The sequence below is a fragment of the Streptomyces sp. NPDC001970 genome, from assembly GCF_053594115.1.
The window spans coordinates 60,788-78,206 of record NZ_JBSFDW010000036.1 but is presented as its reverse complement, the minus strand read 5'-3'; the positions used below and the strand labels follow the sequence as shown (position 1 = coordinate 78,206).

Here is a 17,419-nt window from a genome sequence, read left to right as displayed (position 1 = left end):
GGCCAGCCGAATGGGGAGGACGCCCTTGGCTAAGGAGCCAGTGTGATGGTTGCCGGCGTACCTTGCGAGGCCATCCTCCCGTAGGGGGACAGTGAGTTGGCCTTCTCCAGAAGGGGAGCGGCGATCTCCGGAGCGACCCCCGGCCACTCGACCGCCAGATCGACGCGCAGCCCGTAGCCGCCGTCTTCCGGGTCCCGCCCGAATGCTACGGTCGCGTCTACGGAGATCGCGGCGGGATCGAGTGCCGCTTGTCGCGCCACCAGGCTCAGGGCTCCGAGGAAGCAGGCTCCGAGCCCGGCGGCGAACAACTGCTCGGGGTTGGTCTGCCGGCCGTCCCCACCGAGCTCGGCAGGCATGCCGAGGCTGATGTCCAGGACCCCGTCGGCTGACCGGGCTCTACCCGAGGCCCGCGCGTGCGCGGCTATGCCGCCGCTGACGGTCACAGTCGTCGTGTAGATGGGGGAGAAGGACGCCCCATCGTAGTCCTTGTCGGTGGACAGGTCGGGCAACCGGATGTGGTCGTTCACAGCGTGACTCCGGCGTTGTTGCCGTACACGCCCTGGCCCGACATCACGCACGGAGCGGGCAAGGCGATGGAAGGGGCGAGGCCTGCTCGTGCAGGCGTTTTCCCTCGGACGGCAAGGCGATACAACCATCCGCGGGCAGGGCTCACTGTGCCGCTCATGACAATCGTCACGTCGTCTGTCCTTCAAGTCTTGAAAAACCGGGTTCCGGGTAGATGGTTGACCGACAAGCCGGCCCCTTTGTGACACATACGGGGCCTCACCTTGGGCCAGGGCTTTGTGACGTCGGTCAAGCGGGAGATGACAGTGCCTTGTCGCGCTCGTCGACGAATCGGGGAGGGTAAGTGTTCTTGCTGCGAGCGACAACGGAGCGGCGGACGCCAGGCCCGGGCGCACCTGAGGGAGCGGGGAGCTGTGCCGCAGAACAGCGAGATCTGCCGCCAAGCATGCTGTGCTGTGCAGGGACCGCAGGCTCTGCCGACCGTTCTCGAGAGGTCCTCAGCCGCCCAGTGAGGCCACGTATGGCGACAGCTTGGCCGGATTCATCACCCACATGACCCGGTCGATCCCTTCCGCCGACACATCGACGGACAGCAAGGCCACGGCGTTCCCGCCGGACGAGACAAGAACGGCCGGCCGGCCATTGGCCTCGACCCACCGAATGTCCGACTGGGGCCAGAAACGCGGCGCGAAGGCGACGAGATACTTGGAGACGTGCGCACGTCCGATGACCGGTATCTTGGTTGCGCGCACCACCCCTCCGCCGTCGGAGTAGCTGACGACGTCGGCAGCGAGAACATGCTCGAGCTCCGTGAGATTGCCCGTCTGTGCTGCGGCGAGGAACACTTCCAGCAGGCGCCGGTGATCGGCCGGGCTGACGTGCTCCCTGCGCTCGGCGGCCAGGTGCTTGCGCGCACGGCTCACCAGCTGGCGGGTATTGGCCTCACTCGTCTCCAGGATGTCTGCAACCTGCTTGTAAGGGTAGTCAAAGGCTTCCCTCAGGACATAGGCGGCTCGCTCCATCGGGTTCAGCTTCTCGAGGAGGACGAGAACCGCCAGTTCGAGTGCCTCAGCCCGTTCCGCCCCCAGTTGCGGGTCCTGACTGGTGTCAACCGGCTCGGGAAGCCACGGGCCGGTGTACGACTCGCGCCGCACCCTGGCGGACTGGGCAAAGTTGATTGCCAGACGTGCGGTGACGGTGGTCAGGAAGGCTGTCGGTTCGAGGATGTTCGTGCGGTCGGCGTTCTGCCACCGCAGCCACGCTTCCTGAAGGATGTCCTCGGCCTCCACAGCGCTGCCCAGCATGCGGTACGCGATACCGAAGAGCTGCGGGCGCGCAGCGAGGAAATCCCTCGTCGCCTGGTCGAGGGAGTCGATGTCATCCCCAGCGTGCATGGTTGTCCCTTCCGGCCCCGACGCCACCATGCTACAAGCCGCTACAGCAGCGTGCGCTTGCGGCCGTGGGTGGCTCACACCGACACCCAACCTGATAGGCAGACAATGGCACTCATTGGGTGCTCGTGGCCCACTCGCTCCCGGGCCGCCGGCCGGCCTCCGGGTCCCGTCCGACGGCCAGGACTGGGCCTGCCGATCGCACGGTGATCCGACGAGGGGGCGGACGGCGGCCAAGCCACCGCGGCTTGAGGCGGTACGGAGAACCCGCAGAGATCCTGCCATCCCAGACACCGCATGCCTCCCTCGTGTCACACATCCGGTGCCTCTCCTGTCTCATGTACGAACCACGCAGGGCGGAACAGGAATTGAGGGAGGGGTATTGGCACCGAGCTCGCGCGGTGAAGCGCGCTCGGGGTGCCGGCGTGCGTGGATGCGCCTCCCGCGACCGAGTGCTGCAGGGGCGCGGGAACGGCATGCCTGTCCGTGCGGGTGAGACCTGCGTCAGAAGCCGACAGCTCATCATGGTGTCGTGCAAGTTCCAGCTTCGGATTTGACGGAGGGCGGTCGTGGTCAAGAACAGCAGATCTGTGTACTACCGGGCGCACGGATCAGGCTGAACACCTTCGAGCCGCAGACAGTCTCAACGGTTAGCTCGGACTTCTTATCCGCTCCGCCCGTGAACCGGTTGTTCTGCGCGTTCCTGTGCAAGAGTCGCCCTTTTCGGGTAAGGTCCTGCATTTCTAGTGCAACCAACGCCCAGTAAGTTTCACCCTCTGTCCGAAGTCCTGCAGTGGGCGTCTTCGCCGCAATCTCAACAGCGAAGTGAGTCAGACTCTTTTTCGGGAGCCTCCAAGGGCCAGGCTTGAGTCGTAACTGAAATGTACGGACTGTGCCTATTCGCTGCACGAAAGCCTTGATATGACCAGCGTATTCCCGCAGTCAGGTGCGCGTGACCACAATCCGCACGGACTTGGTTTCGAGGGGGTCGTGGACATGGACGGAATCTTTCTATGCCGTGACCTCAGCTTGCTTTTGATATCGGAGGACGAGCGAGAGGCTTCCGCTGTTCGGCACATGCTGTCGCCGAGTCGGCTCATCAACTCGCTGGTCTGGCGCAGGACGATCAGCGAAGCAGGACCTCTTCTGGGACTGCGCGGGGGGCAGGTGTGCGTCCTTGTGGGGCGCTCCCCTTCAGGGCTCGAGCCGGCCGAAGTCGTCGGCCGAATACGCCATCGAGCGCCGCATGCAGCCGTGATTGTTGTCACTGGCGCAGCATCAATCGAAGAAGTCGGGCTTCCTGATGGCATAGTGCAGGGCTACGTGGACCGAGAAAGAGTCGACCCAGAAGGATTTTGCCGCGCTATTTGGCTTGCCCTGCAGCGAAAACATATGGAGACGGTCATGGCCACGATAGAGGCCAACGCGCTGATCGCTCGCGAGAATGCCTCACTGGAGCGTGGCCTGTTTCCCGCGCCGGCGCTGCGTGGAGACGACTTCACGGTAGCTTCACGTTACGAGCCGGGGCGGTCCCACGCACTTCTGAGCGGTGACTTCTATGATGTCGTGCAGGCTGAGGATTCGACTGTCCACGTCATCTTGGGGGATGTATCCGGGCATGGAGCGGCTGAGACCGCTCTGGCGGTTCACCTGCGTGTGGCTTGGCGGACAGCCGTTCTCTGCGGCAAGACTCAACTCGAGCAGCTCCGCATTCTCGAAAGGATCCTGATCGACGCAAGACCGGACGACGACACGTACGCCACGGTCGTTTCACTGGTGTTCCCCCCTCAAGGAATGTCTGTAAGAGCGGTTAGTGCGGGGCATCCCGGCCTCCTCCTGCGAAGGTCGAGGGAAATACGATGGCTGGAGCCGCAGGCGGGAATTGCGCTGGGCCTCTTTCCAGGATGCATGGACTGGGCGGAGACCGAGATAGAACTGTCTCCCCGGAACAGTGTGGTTCTCTTCACCGATGGGCTGTTCGAGGGAAGGACCGACTCCACCGCACGGCTCGGCGAGGAGGGGCTTCTACGACTGGCAAGGCAGTACTCGCACCTGCCGTCCCAGGAATTCATCGATGCTTTGGTTGCGGACGCTGCGTCCATGGCTGCTCCCTTCGGAGGGCTGGCAGATGACGTGACCGTCCTCCATCTGGGTTGGAGTCCGCTGAGTTCACCTCTGGGGCGCGAAGCATGAATGGTGCTCATACCACTGTCTGAGCGCCATCGCCAGGATGGCCGGCTCGTCCCATCCGGGCAGCAGGGCGGACCCGTGCTGCTCCTGGCCACCGATCACCTCGGCGCGAGAGGCCGACCACATCCAGAATGTTTCGGTGTCCTGCCGCGCCCATCACGCCGCGGGCACCCGCAAGGGTCCGCCCAGGACACTCCGCGGCCACGCACACGCCTGGACCGGCTCGGCGGAGACAAGGCCTACGGCTCCCGCAGGAACCGCTGCGGCCTGCGGCGACGCCACATCATGCACGTCATTCCGGAGCCGAAGGACCAGCGGTCGAACCGCGAGCGGCGTGGCACCAAGGGCGGCCGCCTTGCCGGCTTCGACCGTGAGCTGTATGCAAGCGTCGCAACGAGGTCGAGCGGACCATCAACTTCCTGAAAAACTCCCGTGCCATGGCCACAAGGCACGACAAGCGGGCATTCGTCTTCCACGGCACCGTCGCCGTGGCCTCGATACGCCTCTGGCTCAAGCTGTGATCAGCCCAGAAACGGGGCGTCGCCCCGCCCTGTCACATCGTGCTGCGACGTCGCCCGGCGCAGCCCACGGCAACTTGATCGCAAGTCGATGCCGCAGGGTCGGCGATGCCTGCGATGTTCAGGTCGCCCGCGCCCTTGATGACCGGCGTCATCAGCCCCTTCTCGGTGTCCACCGCGATACCGATGTTCTCCTCGTCGAAGTAGGTGATGGTGACTTCGCCCTCGTTGATCCGGGCGTTGATGACGGGGTGCGCCTTCAGGGCCTGGGCTGCCGCCTTGACGAAGAACGGCATGGGAGACAGCTTGACGCCTTCACGGGCAGCGAAGTCCTCCTTTGCCCGCGCGCAGTTGCATGAGCTTGGTGACGTCAACCTCGACGACGGTGGTCAGCTGAGCCTGCTCGTGCAGGGCCTTCTTCAGGTTGTCACCGATGATCTTGCGGATGCGGGTCATCCTGACCGTCTGGCCACGCAGCGATGACGTCTCCACCGGAGCCTGCAAGCGGGTCTCCGCCACCAGAGAAGCCGATGCGGTTTCACGTCCCGCAGCGACGACATCCTGCTTCCTGATCCGCCCTCCGATGCCGGATCCCTGAACCGAGGAAAGGTCAACGCCGTTTCCTGCGGCAAGTTTCCGTACCAGCGGGGTCACATACACGTCTCCCGCACCAGCGCCGCTGGGGGCAGGGGCAGCGGGGGGCGCTGCGGGCTGAGCCGCACGCACCGGCGCGGGTGCGGCGGGGGCCGCCACGGGCACGGGCGAGGGTTCAACGGGCTGAGGCGCAGTCACGGGAGCAGGAGCCGCGGGGGCCTGCGGTGCGGGTGCAGGGGCCTCATATGCACGGGACGGGGCAACAGGACCAGGTGCCGCCGGAGCATCCCCCGGCGCGCCGATGACGGCGAGCTTGGCACCGACCTCGGCCGTCTCATCCTCGGCGATGGTGATTTCCAGCAGTACGCCCGTGGCGGGGGAGGGGATCTCGGTGTCGACCTTGTCGGTGGAGACTTCGAGCAGGGGTTCGTCGGCCTCGACCGTCTCGCCGACCTGCTTCAGCCAGCGGGTGACGGTGCCCTCAGTGACACTCTCTCCGAGGGCCGGCAGGGTTACGGAAGCCGCCATGATTTCGGTTGCTGCCCGCGGCACCCCTTGCTCTTTTCCACGGCCTGCAGTTCGCAGGTTCAGTTCCAGCACGCTGCAGGTTCGGGTCACCCTTGCCAGCCGTAGCGATCGCGGGCCTGCGTGACCGTCTCCGGGTCGACTGCTCCGGCCTGGACCAGTTGGTCCAGGGCTGCCACCACGATCGATTCGGCGTCCACGCGGAAAAAGCGGCGTACCGCATCCCGGGTGTCCGACAGGCCGAAGCCGTCCGTGCCCAAGGACGAGTAGTCCTGCTCGACCCACTGGCTGATCTGGTCGGGCACCTGCCGCATCCAGTCGCTGACAGCCAGGACCGGACCAGGCGCACCCGAAAGCGCGCGGGTCACATACGGTTCGCGCTGCTCACCGCGCAGCCGCGCCCGGTCGGCGCTCAACGCATCGCGGCGCAGCTCCGTCCAGGAGGTCACCGACCACACGTCGGCGTGGACGCCCCAGTGGGACTCGAGGAGATCCTGGGCCTCCAACGCCCAGTGGATCGCCGTGCCGGAAGCCAGCAACTGGATCCGCGGCCCGGCATCGTCGAACTCGGCAGGCTTGAAGCGATAGATGCCCCGCAGGATTCCCTCTTCAATCGACGGCACAGCAGGCATCGGCGGCTGCTGCTTCGACTCGTTGTACACCGTCAGGTAGTAGAAGACGTCCTCGGGCTGCTCACCGTACATCCGTCTCAGCCCTTCCCTGACGATCAGCGCGATCTCGTACGCGAAGGCCGGGTCGTAGCTGACCGCCGCCGGATTGGTGGACGACAGCAGGTGAGAATGCCCGTCGGCGTGCTGCAGGCCCTCGCCGGTCATCGTCGTGCGGCCGGCCGTCGCCCCGATGACGAACCCGCGTCCCAACTGGTCGGCCAGCGCCCAGAACTGGTCACCGGTTCGCTGGAACCCGAACATGGCGTAGAAGATGTAGAACGGGATCATGGGTTCGCCGTGCGTGGCGTACGAGGTCGCCGCAGCGGTGAACTCGGCCATGGAGCCGGCCTCGGTGATGCCTTCATCGATGAGCTGGCCGTTCTTGGCTTCCCGGTAGGAGAGGAGCTGATCCGCGTCGACCGGTTCATAGGTCTGGCCGTCCGGCGAGTAGATTCCGGCCGTCGGGAAGAGGGACTCCATACCGAACGTACGGGCCTCGTCGGGGATGATCGGCACCCAGCGCTGCCCTGTCTCGTCGCCGCGCATCAGGTCCTTGACCAGGCGGACGAGCGCCATGGTGGTGGCCACCTCTTGTTTGCCGAAGCCCTTCTTCAGGGCTTCGAAGGGGCGGGACGGCGGCTGAGCCAGAGGCTTGGCAACAACCTTGCGCACCGGGACGGGGCCTCCCAGAGCAGTGCGGCGCTCCCGCAGGTACTGCACCTCCGGCGAATCCTCACCGGGGTGCCAGAACGGCACCACGTCCCCGCTCAGCGCGCTGTCGGGGATGGGAAGCTCCAGCACGTCGCGCATCTGACGGAACTGCTCCATCGTCAGCTTCTTCATCTGATGGTTGGCGTTGCGCGACTCGAAATCCGACCCCAGCGTGTGTCCCTTTACCGTCTGGGCGAGGATGACGGTCGGCTCCCCCCGGTGTTCGACCGCAGCCCGGTAGGCGGCGTAGACCTTGAGAGGTTCGTGTCCGCCGCGCGAGTTTTCGAACAGATCGGTGAGCTGGGAGTCGCTCAGCCCTGCGGCGACGCCGGAGAGCGCATCGCCGGTGAAGAAGTGCGTGCGTATGTAGGCGGCATCCCGCGCTGCGTACGTCTGCAGCTGGGCGTCGGGCACCTCATTGAGGCGGCGGACGAGGGCGCCGCTGGTGTCCTGCTGTAGCACGGAGTCCCAGGCCTCGCCCCAGAGAGACTTCACCACGTTCCAGCCCGCTCCGCGGAAGCGGGCCTCGAGTTCCTGAACGATCTTGGAATTCGACCGTACGGGACCGTCCAGGCGTTGGAGGTTGCAGTTGATGACGAAAGTGAGGTTGTCGAGACCCTCACGGGCGGCGAGCGTCAGCGCAGCCGTCGACTCGGGCTCGTCGGTTTCCCCGTCCCCGAGGAACGCCCATACACGTGACCCGGATGTGTCCTTGATGCCCCGGTCGTGCAGGTAGCGGTTGAATCTGGCCTGGTAGACGGCGGCGAGAGGGCCGAGTCCCATGGAAACGGTCGGGAACTCCCACAGCCACGGTAGACGCCTGGGGTGGGGGTAGGACGGCAGTCCGTTGCCGTCGGCCTCATGCCGGAAACGGCTCAACCGGTCCTCGCTGAGGCGCCCTTCCAGGAACACGCGGGCGTAGATGCCCGGCGATGCATGCCCCTGCAGGAACAGCTGATCGCCGGAACCGTCCTCGTCCTTGCCTTTGAAGAAGTGATTGAACCCGATCTCGTAGAGCCATGCCGCCGATGCGTAGGTGGCGATGTGGCCGCCGAGGCCCAGGTGAGAGCCGCGGGTCACCATCGCTGCCGCATTCCACCTGTTCAGAGCGGTGATCCGGGATTCCATGGCGATGTCGCCGGGAAAGACCGGCTGGGATGACGTCGGGATTGTATTGATGTAGTCCGAGGAAAGAAGTCGGGGCAGGGCTATTCCAGACCTGGCCGCGTGCTCGTGCACACGTCGCAACAGGTAAACCGCGCGATCTGGCCCTGCGTTCTTCATGACAGCGTCGAGTGACGCCTGCCATTCTGCAGTCTCTTCGGCGTCACGGTCGGGTACCTGGTCGAGCTCACTTGTCGCAGAGAACTCTGCGGGCCGGGCCGGATTACTCATGGAGGCCTTCCAGTCAAGGCGTGGGGGAGGGGAGGATGACGACAGCAGACACGGACTTGCTTCCGGTGTCGGTAGACAAGAGATATGCGTGGCGATTTCGCGGAGTCACCGGCGGGCGAGCCACTGGGCGAAGGTGCTGTGACCCACGAGGGCGGGTGTCTCAGGGAGAAGCGTTCGCTCCCCTGTCGCCGCGCCGAAGAACCTGGCGTGTGCGTCGGTGACGACGTCTCGTACGTCGCCCTCGACAGCCGGCAGCTTCGCGGTGCTCGGTCCCCACGACGGAGAGGATCACGTAACACTCGTCACCTTCTGGAGGCCGCGGCCCCCAGAAGATTGGTCGTAGCGGTGGCGAAGAACTGCAGACCGGTCTCTTCCGCAGGTGAGGGCGCACCGGTGACGTCCACCACCACCTCGGCGCCACGCGGGACCTCGGCGAGACCATCCCCGGTGATGACATCAACGCCCTCACCGCGTGATACAGGCACAACCTCCACACCGTGGTCCCGGAGCCCGGCAACGGTCCTGGCACCGATCAGCCCGGTGGCACCTACGACGACGACTCTCATCCGGGCCCTCCCGTTCAGGGGGTCAGCGACCCCGTTGGTGTCTTCGTGACGGCGAAGTCAGCCACTCGCTACCTACGACAGCGGTCGAGCCATTTTTGTGACACGGCTCGACGGGGCAGCTGATGTGCCTCGATGCAGGTCGGGAGCGCTGGCCGGCTGTCGCACTGAGCGGCGCCGACCAGCCGCGCGTGCCGAGCGAGTCTTCACGAGGGGCTGAGGCAGCCCGCCACACCTGTCACAGATCCACAGCGCACTCGGTCATCACCACGAAGCGGCTGTGGGACCTGGATGCCCGAACGCGGCTTCCGCCGGACGGTGTGCCGGCCCCATGACACGGCGGACCTGGGGAGGTGCAGCACGGTGTCGGACAAGGCTTCAGTGGGCGGTTCGTTTCGAGCTCGAGGGCGAGCCGGGACGTGTGATCGAGGCTGGAGAGACGTTCTGGGAGCCAGGTGGTGATCTGATCCACTACCGGGACGGCAATGCGCGTACGGATGCGCGGACCGGTCCCGGTTCGTCGTGACCATGATGTGTGCGCCGGGCAAGCCGATGCTCAAGCTGGTCGACGAGGAGGAGCCGGCACCGGCCGGCCCACGTGCGTGCCCCGCGTCCCACCGACCGACCTGCCGCTTCCTGCTCACACGGGTCGGTTCCGACCGGCGCCCATCCGCTCCGTGGGAGGGGCGCGACAAGGCACCAGCCGGTGCCGCGAGTCGAGACCGACCGCAACGGTACGGAGGCTGCCGTACGCGGCGGCATGGCCACTATGGCCTGGGATGGCGCACTCCACGACGGGCCCATCGCACAAGACCTCGGCCAGGGGCTCCCCGCGGCTCACGAAGCCGGCGGCAGGCTGCACCATCGGCCCTCAGCGCACGATCAACGACACAGCTCTCCCGGGAGGAAATGCACATGCCTCTTTCGATGACGAACCTTCAGTCCGCCCTCTCGAACTGGACTTCCATGCTCGGCTCGGGCACCGGCCGGCACCGGGGCCGACACGCCGACAGCGATCGCCTACGTGAGAGCGAAACGATCCCAGGGCGCGGCCTTCACCGTAGAACTGCTCGCGCTCCCCTGCCCCAGCCAACCACGCAGCCCGACAACCACAGCGTTGCGCTGACGCACCTGGTCACCGGCGATGAGGGAGGTTCTCCCGACACGCGCCGACAGGGCAACCACCGCCGGACCGAACACGACGCACACCTCGAGCACCACGCGTTCGAGCAGGACCCGCTCGAGCAGGACCCGCTCGAGCACCACGCGTTCGAGCGCGACGTGCTGTCCCTCCTCGACCCGATGTACCGGGCCGCCCTGGGCGTGACAGGCAGCCCGGCCGACGCGGAGAATCTGATCCTGGAGACGTTCACACAGGCGTACGCCTCATTCCCCCGACTCCTGCCGGGCACCAACCACAAGACCTGGCTCCACCACATCCTCACCACGGCATTCATCGGCCCCCACCGCGGACAGCACGACCAGCCGAACGACAACACCACGAACGACGGCGAGGGCCGGACGCAGACGCGTGACGAGCCTCGGCTTCCGGCGGGCATCCGCCTGGCCGAACTGCAGGCCTTCAGCCAACTCCCCGCGCCGGACGCCAGAGCCGCCCTCCGGACACTGCCGAAACAACACCGGATCGCCGTCTACCTCGCAGCCGTCGAAGGCTTCACGGAAAAAGAGATCGCCGACATCGCGGACGCGCCCATCACCACCGCGGCCTCCTGGCTGCACCAGGGACTACTGCAGCTGTGGACTGCCGAAGAACTGCGACCGGTAGCACCCGCCGCACAGAACGACTCCGACGACCTCGTAGGCGCCGGGCAAACCCGACCGGCATGAAGCACCGCCAGGCCCTCGCCGCCCGAACTCTTGCCGCTATCAGGCGGACTTGGGCAGTAGCCCCATGCTGCGGTAGGTCGTGCGGTCTGTGTACGACGGAGTGTACTGATCAGCCAGGGAAGGATCCCGAGCGGCCGCAAAAGTCGGGCGGTGCTTCGCGCGGCGTCCGCGCGCGGCCCATGCCCGCGCTCCTCTGCGACAGCGGCAGGTGCGCCGGCAGCCGGACGGTTGGCGGACGGGAAGCGCCCCTGGGTGAGGCGTCCAAGGGTTGTGACGAACTCGCCCTGAGAGGGGACGTGATCGGCGTCCAGATCGTTTCTGCCCCCCTACGGGGTCAATCCGGTCGCTCCTCATCATCACTTTCGGTTACGTGTTCGCCGACGTGATCCGCAACGGCCGCAGACAGCAGAGCCGGCAGCAGTCCGGGGAAGCGGGCTTCGAGGCTTGTGCGGCGCAGAGTCACGAAGCAGCGAGTGCTTGCCTGACGGGTCTGCGTAAGGCCCGCCTCGCGCAGCACCTTGAGGTGATGGCTGAGGGTGGACTTGGCGATGGGGGCGCACAACTGACCCCATCCGCGTTCGGCGCCATCGGACAGCACTCGGACGATACCGAGACGCGTCGGGTCGCTGAGCGCTCCCAGCACGCGCGGCAAGGTGATGTCACTCTGGGCAGGTGATGACGAGTGGTCCGGCATGGGGCCAGATCACCGCCTGTTCGGCATCAGACGAACTTCCGCGCTTGAAGCGTAACAGTCTGTGACTGTGCTGTGGGCGGGGGCGCGTTGCGGTGATGACACGGCAAGGCCCGTTGACTGACTGAGGTCGGATCGCACGGCGCCCGTGTAGGCGGGACGCCGGCCCATGGTTCCCTTTCGCCGCCCGCGCGCTGACAGAGTCGGTCGCGCGCCTCGGCCGGTTCAGCTCACGACGGAGTGCGCGTTCGTCGAGGAGGGCGCGGCTGCCACCTTGTGGGCGCCCCGCTGCAACGGGACCCGTGACTCGCCCCGAACAGGCCGCTCTCACCGGGTCTGCAACGAACCACGCGACTGGGATGCAGGTGGCTTTGCGAAGGAGGCGCACATCACACTGCGCCTCCTGTCACATTTTGTGGTGCTGTCCAGTCAGTGGTGTGTATCTGCAACTCGGTAAGGAGATCACCATGGATGCGCGTCTCAACTACTTCGGCAATGCCCTCGCGGGCAAGGTGCTGAAGCACTTGTACATGGCCAGCAAGGCGGCGTCGGAGTCGGGGCTGTCGGTTGCCACTCAGGAGCTGGTGAAGATCCGTGCCAGCCAGATCAACGGCTGCGGGTTCTGCACCGATATGCACACCAAGGACGCCGCCGCCGCCGGTGAGACCTCGCTGCGGCTCAACCTCATCGCCGCCTGGCGGGAGGCCACGGTCTTCACCGAGGGCGAGCGGGCCGCGCTGGAGCTGACGGAGCAGGGCACCCGCATCGCCGATGCGGCCGGTGGCGTCACCGACGAGGCCTGGGCGAACGCTGCCAAGCACTACGACGAGGACCAGCTCGTCGCCCTCATCGCGCTCATCGCCGTCATCAACGCCTACAACCGCATCAACGTCATCAACCAGCAGCCCGCCGGTAGCTACCAGGTCGGACAGTTCGGCTAAACAGAGGTATCCGGTCCGACCGGACACATGCTGTCCGTCTCCACGCCGCCCCGACCTACGGCGGGGAGACGGACTTCCGGCGTCAGCCGGTTCCACTGAAGCATGCGGGCAGCTTCACCTCCCTCCCTCGGCAGCGCCAACACCGCTTTCGGGGATGCCGACTTCGGGTGGTTCGGATCCGACGGCGGTCGCCCTGGCAGAGTCGGGGGCACGCGTCCTCGGCGTGGGGCGCCGGAAAGAAGCCCTGGAGGGGACGGCTCGCGCGCACCCCAACATCGCGATCCTGCCGCTCGACATCTGCGAAGAGGGCGCTGCCCAAACGGTCGTCGCCACGGCCGTGGAGCGGTGGGGTCGGCTCGAACCTGCTCGTGAACAATGCCGGCGCCACTGCCGTGATGCCCCTGGCGGAGACGGACCGCTCAGTGATCACCAGTCTGTACGACCTCAACGTGACGGCGCCGAGCTTGCTCGCGCATGCGGCCCTGCCGCACCTGCGGGACACCTCGGGTTCCATCGTCAACGTGTCGAGCACGTACGGCCACCGCCCTCTGGCCGGAGGTGCGCACTACGCCGCCACCAAGAGCGCCATGGAACAGCTGACACGGAGCTGGGCACTCGAACTCGCCTCGGAAGGGGTGCGAGTGAACGCAATCGCCCCCGGCCCCACCACGACGAACGTCCTGGCCGCGGCAGGCCTTCCCGAGGACACCATCAACGAGATGCTCACCTATGAACGCGAGCGCATTCCCACGGGCCGACTCGGCGACCCCAAGGACGTCGCGGACTGGATCCTGCGCATCGCCGACCCGCAGGGAACGCACGTCACCGGTCAGGTGCTCACGATCGACGGAGGACTCGAACTCGTCTGAGCCTGTCGGCGGTTGCGGTCCACCAGGGCTGCCGGCCCCGGACAGGGGGCGAACAAGGCCACGGATCGGGCAAAGTCGCCACGCTCGCCCTGCGGCCGTCGATCAAGCGGTGAGGCGCAACCACGACGTCACACGCCGGACGGTGCGCAATATGAGCTCGCGGGTGCCGGCACTGCGCACACCGCCGCCGCAGCATCGGAAGCCCGGGTACTCGCGCTGCGCGCGCCAGGCCTGAAGCGGCCGTCTGGTGTGCGAGGCGGTGCCGCCCCGCACACCAGGAATGATCCGCGTCCGTGCGCACCTACTGGACCGAAGGCCGGCCGCGACGCCCTCCCCTCGCTTCACAAGGCGGAAGAGTCCCGATAGGGACGAGGCTCGTTGCCGTGGCCCTGGCGCGGCGGGTGGGATTTTGGCGTCCCACCGAATCCGAGACGATGTCCGCACGGGTCGGCGAGCCCGGCCCCATGCCAGTCTCGGCCGGAAGGCCCTGGGCGAACGAAGGTGGGATGCCCCGGCGCTGCCGTAGTCCAAGTCGGGGCGAAAGCGCCGGATACGGCCTGCGGCCCATGCCCACCGACCGCCTGTCACACCAGGGGCTGCTGCCTGGTCTACCTGTCGCACCCAGTTCCAGTCTCTCGACAATGCCGTCAAGACTGGCACCGTGCTCCGGTCGGCTGGGGCGTGGCAGGCGCTCCAGCCGACCGGTCCAGCAGCGGGATCACAGACGTGGGACAACGCCGCGCTGCCACCGGTGCGCGAAAGTCTGCACAGCGCCCTGTCCCGGCTGTCACACAAGCGACCCGCCTTCCCTTGCGCCAGTGTCCAGTCCCAGTACTCCAGTACGAGTGGCTGGACGGGGACCGGTCCGACGACGTGTGGGAGGCCGAGCATCAGCGGTTGGCGGGCGTCGGCCGACCACTCCCGCGCGGATCCTCCGGGCGAGGGAGATCATCTGGTCGTGGGCCTGGCCACCGGCGAGGTCGCCCGCTCGGGGAAGTGGTCCCTGGCCTGACCCCGCCTGCCTGCTGCACCCCGTCTGGGGCGTAGCAGTCACCGGTCTGCCCCGTCCCCCACAGTGACGGCCCTGTCGCAGTCGGCGGGCGTGATGAAGGCCCCGGACCATGAGGTCGGCGCTCGGCTCGGCCTCGCGGCCCTCACGCTGCCGCACCCGTCGCCTCAGGAGGCTGAGCCGGTCGAAGGCGCCCTCCTCCTGCCGGCGGACGAGGTAGGCGTACCCCGTGGGCCTGGGTGGACAGTCATGCGAAAGGCGGCGCCAGGGAATGCCGGTGCGGTGTCACCCCGTTCGAGCGCCTGCCGTTCTCCTCGTGGTCCGAGTGCAGGAGCTCATGGCGCCGGAAGGCCTCTTCCAGCACGCGGCCCGCCGCAGCTGCGTTGCGTGGGCAGAAGGCCGATGCCAGGCTGGAGTTGTCGGCCCCGCGGCGTCGTGGGGGTCGCCGATGGGCTTGGGACGCCCCTGGCGGGCCCGGCGGGTGCGCCGCATCAGTCAACAGGGCGGCCGGTGGGACCGGAGGCCGGGGGGCGGTAGCCGGCGTGCCCCGTCAAGGAGCTCTCATGGACGGCGCGAGTCTGGGTGCACTGCGCGACGCACTGCGCGGACCGGTGATCGACCCGCAGGACGACGCGTACGACGAAACCCGTGCGATCTACAACGGGATGATCGACAGACGGCCCTCCGCGTTCGCGCGGTGCGTGGACACGGCGGACGTCATGCGGACGGTCACGTTCGCCCGCGAGCACGGCCTCGAGCTGGCCGTCCGCGGTGGCGGACACAGCGGCCCCGGCCTGTGCCTGGTGGATGACGCCCTCACCCTCGACCTGTCCCTGATGCGCTGGGTGCGGGTCGACCCCGGCACGCGGACCGCCCAGGTCGGAGGGGGCAGCCAGCTCGGCGACCTGGACCACGCCGCCCACGTTTTCGGCCTGGCGACGCCCGCCGGCATCATCTCGATGACGGGGGTCGGTGGGCTGACCATCGGTGGCGGCCACGGCTATCTGACGCGTAGGTACGGCCTGACGGCGGACAACCTGCTGGGCGCGGATGTCGTGCTGGCGGACGGCACCTTCGTCACGACCAGCGACGAAGAGCGCCCTGACCTGTTCTGGGCGCTCCGCGGTGGCGGTGGGAACTTCGGCATAGTGACATCGTTCACCTACCGGCTGCACCCGGTGGGCACTGTCGGGGTCGGCGTCACCGTGTGGCCGGTCGACCGCACCCGTGAGGTGCTGACGTGGTACCGCGACTTCCTCCCCGGGGCGCCCGAGGACGTGTACGGCTTCTTCACGATCTTTGTCATCCCGCCCGGCCCGCCATTCCCCACGGAGCTCCACGGGAAGAAGTCGTGCGGCATCGTGTGGTGCTACACCGGGGACCTGGACCAGTTCGAGGCGGGCCTCGCAGCGGTGAACGAGCCCGGGCCGCCCGCGTTCCACTTCACGACGCCCATGCCCTATCCCGCGTTGCAGAGCATGTTCGACGAGCTCCTCCCCCCGGGGTACCAGTGGTACTGGCGCGGCGACTTCTTCGACCGCATCCCGGACGCCGCCCTGGACGTGCACCTCAAGTACGGCGAGGGCATCCCCACCCCGTTCTCGCTGATGCACCTCTACCCGATCGACGGGGCCGTCCACCGGGTGGGCCGTGACGACACCGCATGGAGCTATCGGGACGCCGTCTGGTCCGGCGTCTTCGCCGGGGTCGACCCCGATCCCGCCAACGCCGAGATCATCAAGCAATGGTGCGTCGACTACTGGCGGGAGATGCACCCGCACTCCATGGGCGGCGCGTACGTGAACTTCATGGGCGAGGACGAGGGCCAGGACCGGGTCCGTGCCACCTACCGCACCCACTACGACCGGCTCGCGCAGGTCAAGCGCGTCTACGATCCGGACAACTTCTTCCACCACAACCAGAACATCGAACCCGCAGGAACCGTCTGACGGCCTCCGTACGGGTGGGGCGCGGGCCTGGACTCGCGGCCGATCGTGCTCGACGCGGGCACGGATTCTGCGGTGTTCGGCGTCGTCTTCTTCCTCACCGGCCAGGAGCGGCCGGTCGGGGTGTTTGCGGTGCGGGACGACGAGGCCGGTGTCGATGTCGGCCCCGTCGCCGAGCACTGTGACTCCTTCGCAGCGCGAGGAAGCTCCGACCGTGTGGTCACGGACCGGGACCAAGGTGCCGTCCACCATCCATTGCGGTGGCGGTGTGGTCGGCGGCTGCTGTCGGCGGGGCTTGGTGCGCGTCGGTGCGCTTCGGCCGGGGCGCAGGGGTAGCCGCTCTCAAGACTTTGTACTATTGCAATTGGGATTGAATCTAGTGCAATGCATGGAGTATTTTTCGTCCCATGGCTGCAAAGACACCGCTGCCCACAACGCTGACCGGCCGCCACGTGCGTCTGGAACCCCTGGCCATGAGCCATCTCGGCGACCTCTTCGCCGTGGGCGGCCGTGACGAGGAGGTCTGGCGATGGCAGGGAGGGCCGACACCGGAGACGCAGGACGAACTGGGGGCCAGACTCGGCGCCCTGCTGGCGGCTGCTGAGCGGGGGGAGTACGTTCCGTTCGCGGTCATCCACCGTGCGAGTGGCCAGGCCATCGGCTGGACCACATACCTCGACATCGATGTGGTCGACGAACGACTGGAGATCGGCTGGACCTGGTACGGGCGTGCGTACTGGCGCACCGCAGCCAATACCGAGTCGAAGCTGCTCCTGCTGACCCACGCTTTCGAAGAACTGGGCATGGGGCGTGTGCAGTTGAAGACCGATCACCTCAACCACCGCTCGCAGGCTGCCATTGCCCGCCTCGGAGCGCGCCGCGAAGGCGTGCTGCGCCGCCATCGCCGACGCCCGGACGGCACATGGCGGGACAGTGTGTACTTCTCCATTCTCGCCCAGGAATGGCCTCAAACGAAGGCACTCCTGGGCGCTCGGCTCTGACGAGGACGAGCGCTATGGTGCTTTCGGCGAG

12 protein-coding genes and 4 pseudogenes are annotated in these 17,419 nt (G+C 66.9%); 8 read left to right on the top strand and 8 right to left on the bottom strand.

Annotation, left to right across the window (positions count from 1 at the left end; genetic code table 11):
• Positions 1–29: 29 nt before the first annotated feature.
• Together ACWCP0_RS33000 and ACWCP0_RS32995 are read right to left on the bottom strand one after the other, a co-directional pair.
• A complete protein-coding gene (locus ACWCP0_RS33000; RefSeq protein WP_451082428.1) occupies positions 30–527 on the bottom strand; it encodes an Ohr family peroxiredoxin in 498 nt (165 codons plus the stop codon).
• Between the two features lie 495 nt (positions 528–1,022).
• Positions 1,023–1,919: an RNA polymerase sigma-70 factor gene (locus tag ACWCP0_RS32995; protein WP_451082427.1), complete on the bottom strand. Its 897-nt coding sequence runs from the start codon at positions 1,917–1,919 to the stop codon at positions 1,023–1,025.
• Between the two features lie 918 nt (positions 1,920–2,837).
• Between ACWCP0_RS32995 and ACWCP0_RS32990 the strand changes: the two genes are divergently transcribed.
• Both ACWCP0_RS32990 and ACWCP0_RS32985 read left to right on the top strand, forming a co-directional pair.
• On the top strand, positions 2,838–4,109 hold the full coding sequence (locus ACWCP0_RS32990; protein ID WP_451082426.1) for a PP2C family protein-serine/threonine phosphatase: 1,272 nt from the start codon (positions 2,838–2,840) through the stop codon (positions 4,107–4,109).
• A 195-nt stretch (positions 4,110–4,304) separates the two neighbouring features.
• Positions 4,305–4,627: pseudogene (locus ACWCP0_RS32985) on the top strand (transposase); the annotation flags it as partial.
• 71 nt (positions 4,628–4,698) lie between these two features.
• On the opposite strand, the pseudogene ACWCP0_RS32980 reads toward ACWCP0_RS32985, so the two are convergent.
• From ACWCP0_RS32980 to ACWCP0_RS32970, 3 genes and pseudogenes are all read right to left on the bottom strand, one after another.
• A pseudogene (locus ACWCP0_RS32980) lies at positions 4,699–5,734 on the bottom strand (2-oxo acid dehydrogenase subunit E2); the annotation flags it as partial.
• A 98-nt stretch (positions 5,735–5,832) separates the two neighbouring features.
• Positions 5,833–8,520: a pyruvate dehydrogenase (acetyl-transferring), homodimeric type gene (gene aceE / locus ACWCP0_RS32975; RefSeq protein ID WP_451082425.1), complete on the bottom strand. Its 2,688-nt coding sequence runs from the start codon at positions 8,518–8,520 to the stop codon at positions 5,833–5,835.
• A 302-nt stretch (positions 8,521–8,822) separates the two neighbouring features.
• Positions 8,823–9,086 (bottom strand): NAD-dependent epimerase/dehydratase family protein, encoded by a 264-nt coding sequence (locus tag ACWCP0_RS32970; RefSeq protein ID WP_451082424.1) that lies wholly within the window; start codon positions 9,084–9,086, stop codon positions 8,823–8,825.
• Positions 9,087–9,468: 382 nt separating this feature from the next.
• Between ACWCP0_RS32970 and ACWCP0_RS32965 the strand changes: the two are divergent.
• Positions 9,469–9,702, top strand: a pseudogene (locus ACWCP0_RS32965) (cupin domain-containing protein); the annotation flags it as partial.
• 401 nt (positions 9,703–10,103) lie between these two features.
• On the opposite strand, the gene ACWCP0_RS32960 reads toward ACWCP0_RS32965, so the two are convergent.
• Positions 10,104–10,349, bottom strand: coding sequence for a hypothetical protein (locus tag ACWCP0_RS32960; protein WP_451082423.1), 246 nt, complete (start codon positions 10,347–10,349; stop codon positions 10,104–10,106).
• A gap of 15 nt (positions 10,350–10,364) precedes the next feature.
• Between ACWCP0_RS32960 and ACWCP0_RS32955 the strand changes: the two genes are divergently transcribed.
• Positions 10,365–10,931 carry a sigma factor-like helix-turn-helix DNA-binding protein gene (locus ACWCP0_RS32955; RefSeq protein WP_451082422.1) on the top strand — a complete coding sequence of 189 codons (567 nt, stop codon included), beginning with the start codon at positions 10,365–10,367 and terminating at the stop codon, positions 10,929–10,931.
• Between the two features lie 334 nt (positions 10,932–11,265).
• On the opposite strand, the gene ACWCP0_RS32950 is transcribed toward ACWCP0_RS32955, so the two are convergent.
• On the bottom strand, positions 11,266–11,625 hold the full coding sequence (locus tag ACWCP0_RS32950; protein WP_451082421.1) for an ArsR/SmtB family transcription factor: 360 nt from the start codon (positions 11,623–11,625) through the stop codon (positions 11,266–11,268).
• 464 nt (positions 11,626–12,089) lie between these two features.
• Here ACWCP0_RS32950 and ACWCP0_RS32945 point away from each other — a divergent pair, with 464 nt between their 5' ends.
• From ACWCP0_RS32945 to ACWCP0_RS32935, 3 genes are all read left to right on the top strand, one after another.
• Positions 12,090–12,563, top strand: a complete 474-nt coding sequence (locus tag ACWCP0_RS32945; RefSeq protein ID WP_451082420.1) for a carboxymuconolactone decarboxylase family protein — start codon at positions 12,090–12,092, stop codon at positions 12,561–12,563.
• Positions 12,564–12,985: 422 nt separating this feature from the next.
• Positions 12,986–13,432, top strand: a complete 447-nt coding sequence (locus tag ACWCP0_RS32940; protein WP_451082419.1) for an SDR family NAD(P)-dependent oxidoreductase — start codon at positions 12,986–12,988, stop codon at positions 13,430–13,432.
• A gap of 1,572 nt (positions 13,433–15,004) precedes the next feature.
• Positions 15,005–16,390: an FAD-binding oxidoreductase gene (locus ACWCP0_RS32935; protein ID WP_451082418.1), complete on the top strand. Its 1,386-nt coding sequence runs from the start codon at positions 15,005–15,007 to the stop codon at positions 16,388–16,390.
• A 45-nt stretch (positions 16,391–16,435) separates the two neighbouring features.
• Here ACWCP0_RS32935 and ACWCP0_RS32930 read toward each other — a convergent pair.
• Positions 16,436–16,642 (bottom strand): annotated as a pseudogene (locus tag ACWCP0_RS32930) (IS5/IS1182 family transposase); the annotation flags it as partial.
• A gap of 152 nt (positions 16,643–16,794) precedes the next feature.
• On the opposite strand from ACWCP0_RS32930, the gene ACWCP0_RS32925 reads away from it, so the two are divergent.
• A complete protein-coding gene (locus ACWCP0_RS32925; protein WP_451082417.1) occupies positions 16,795–17,388 on the top strand; it encodes a GNAT family N-acetyltransferase in 594 nt (197 codons plus the stop codon).
• The last annotated feature ends 31 nt before the right edge of the window (positions 17,389–17,419 follow it).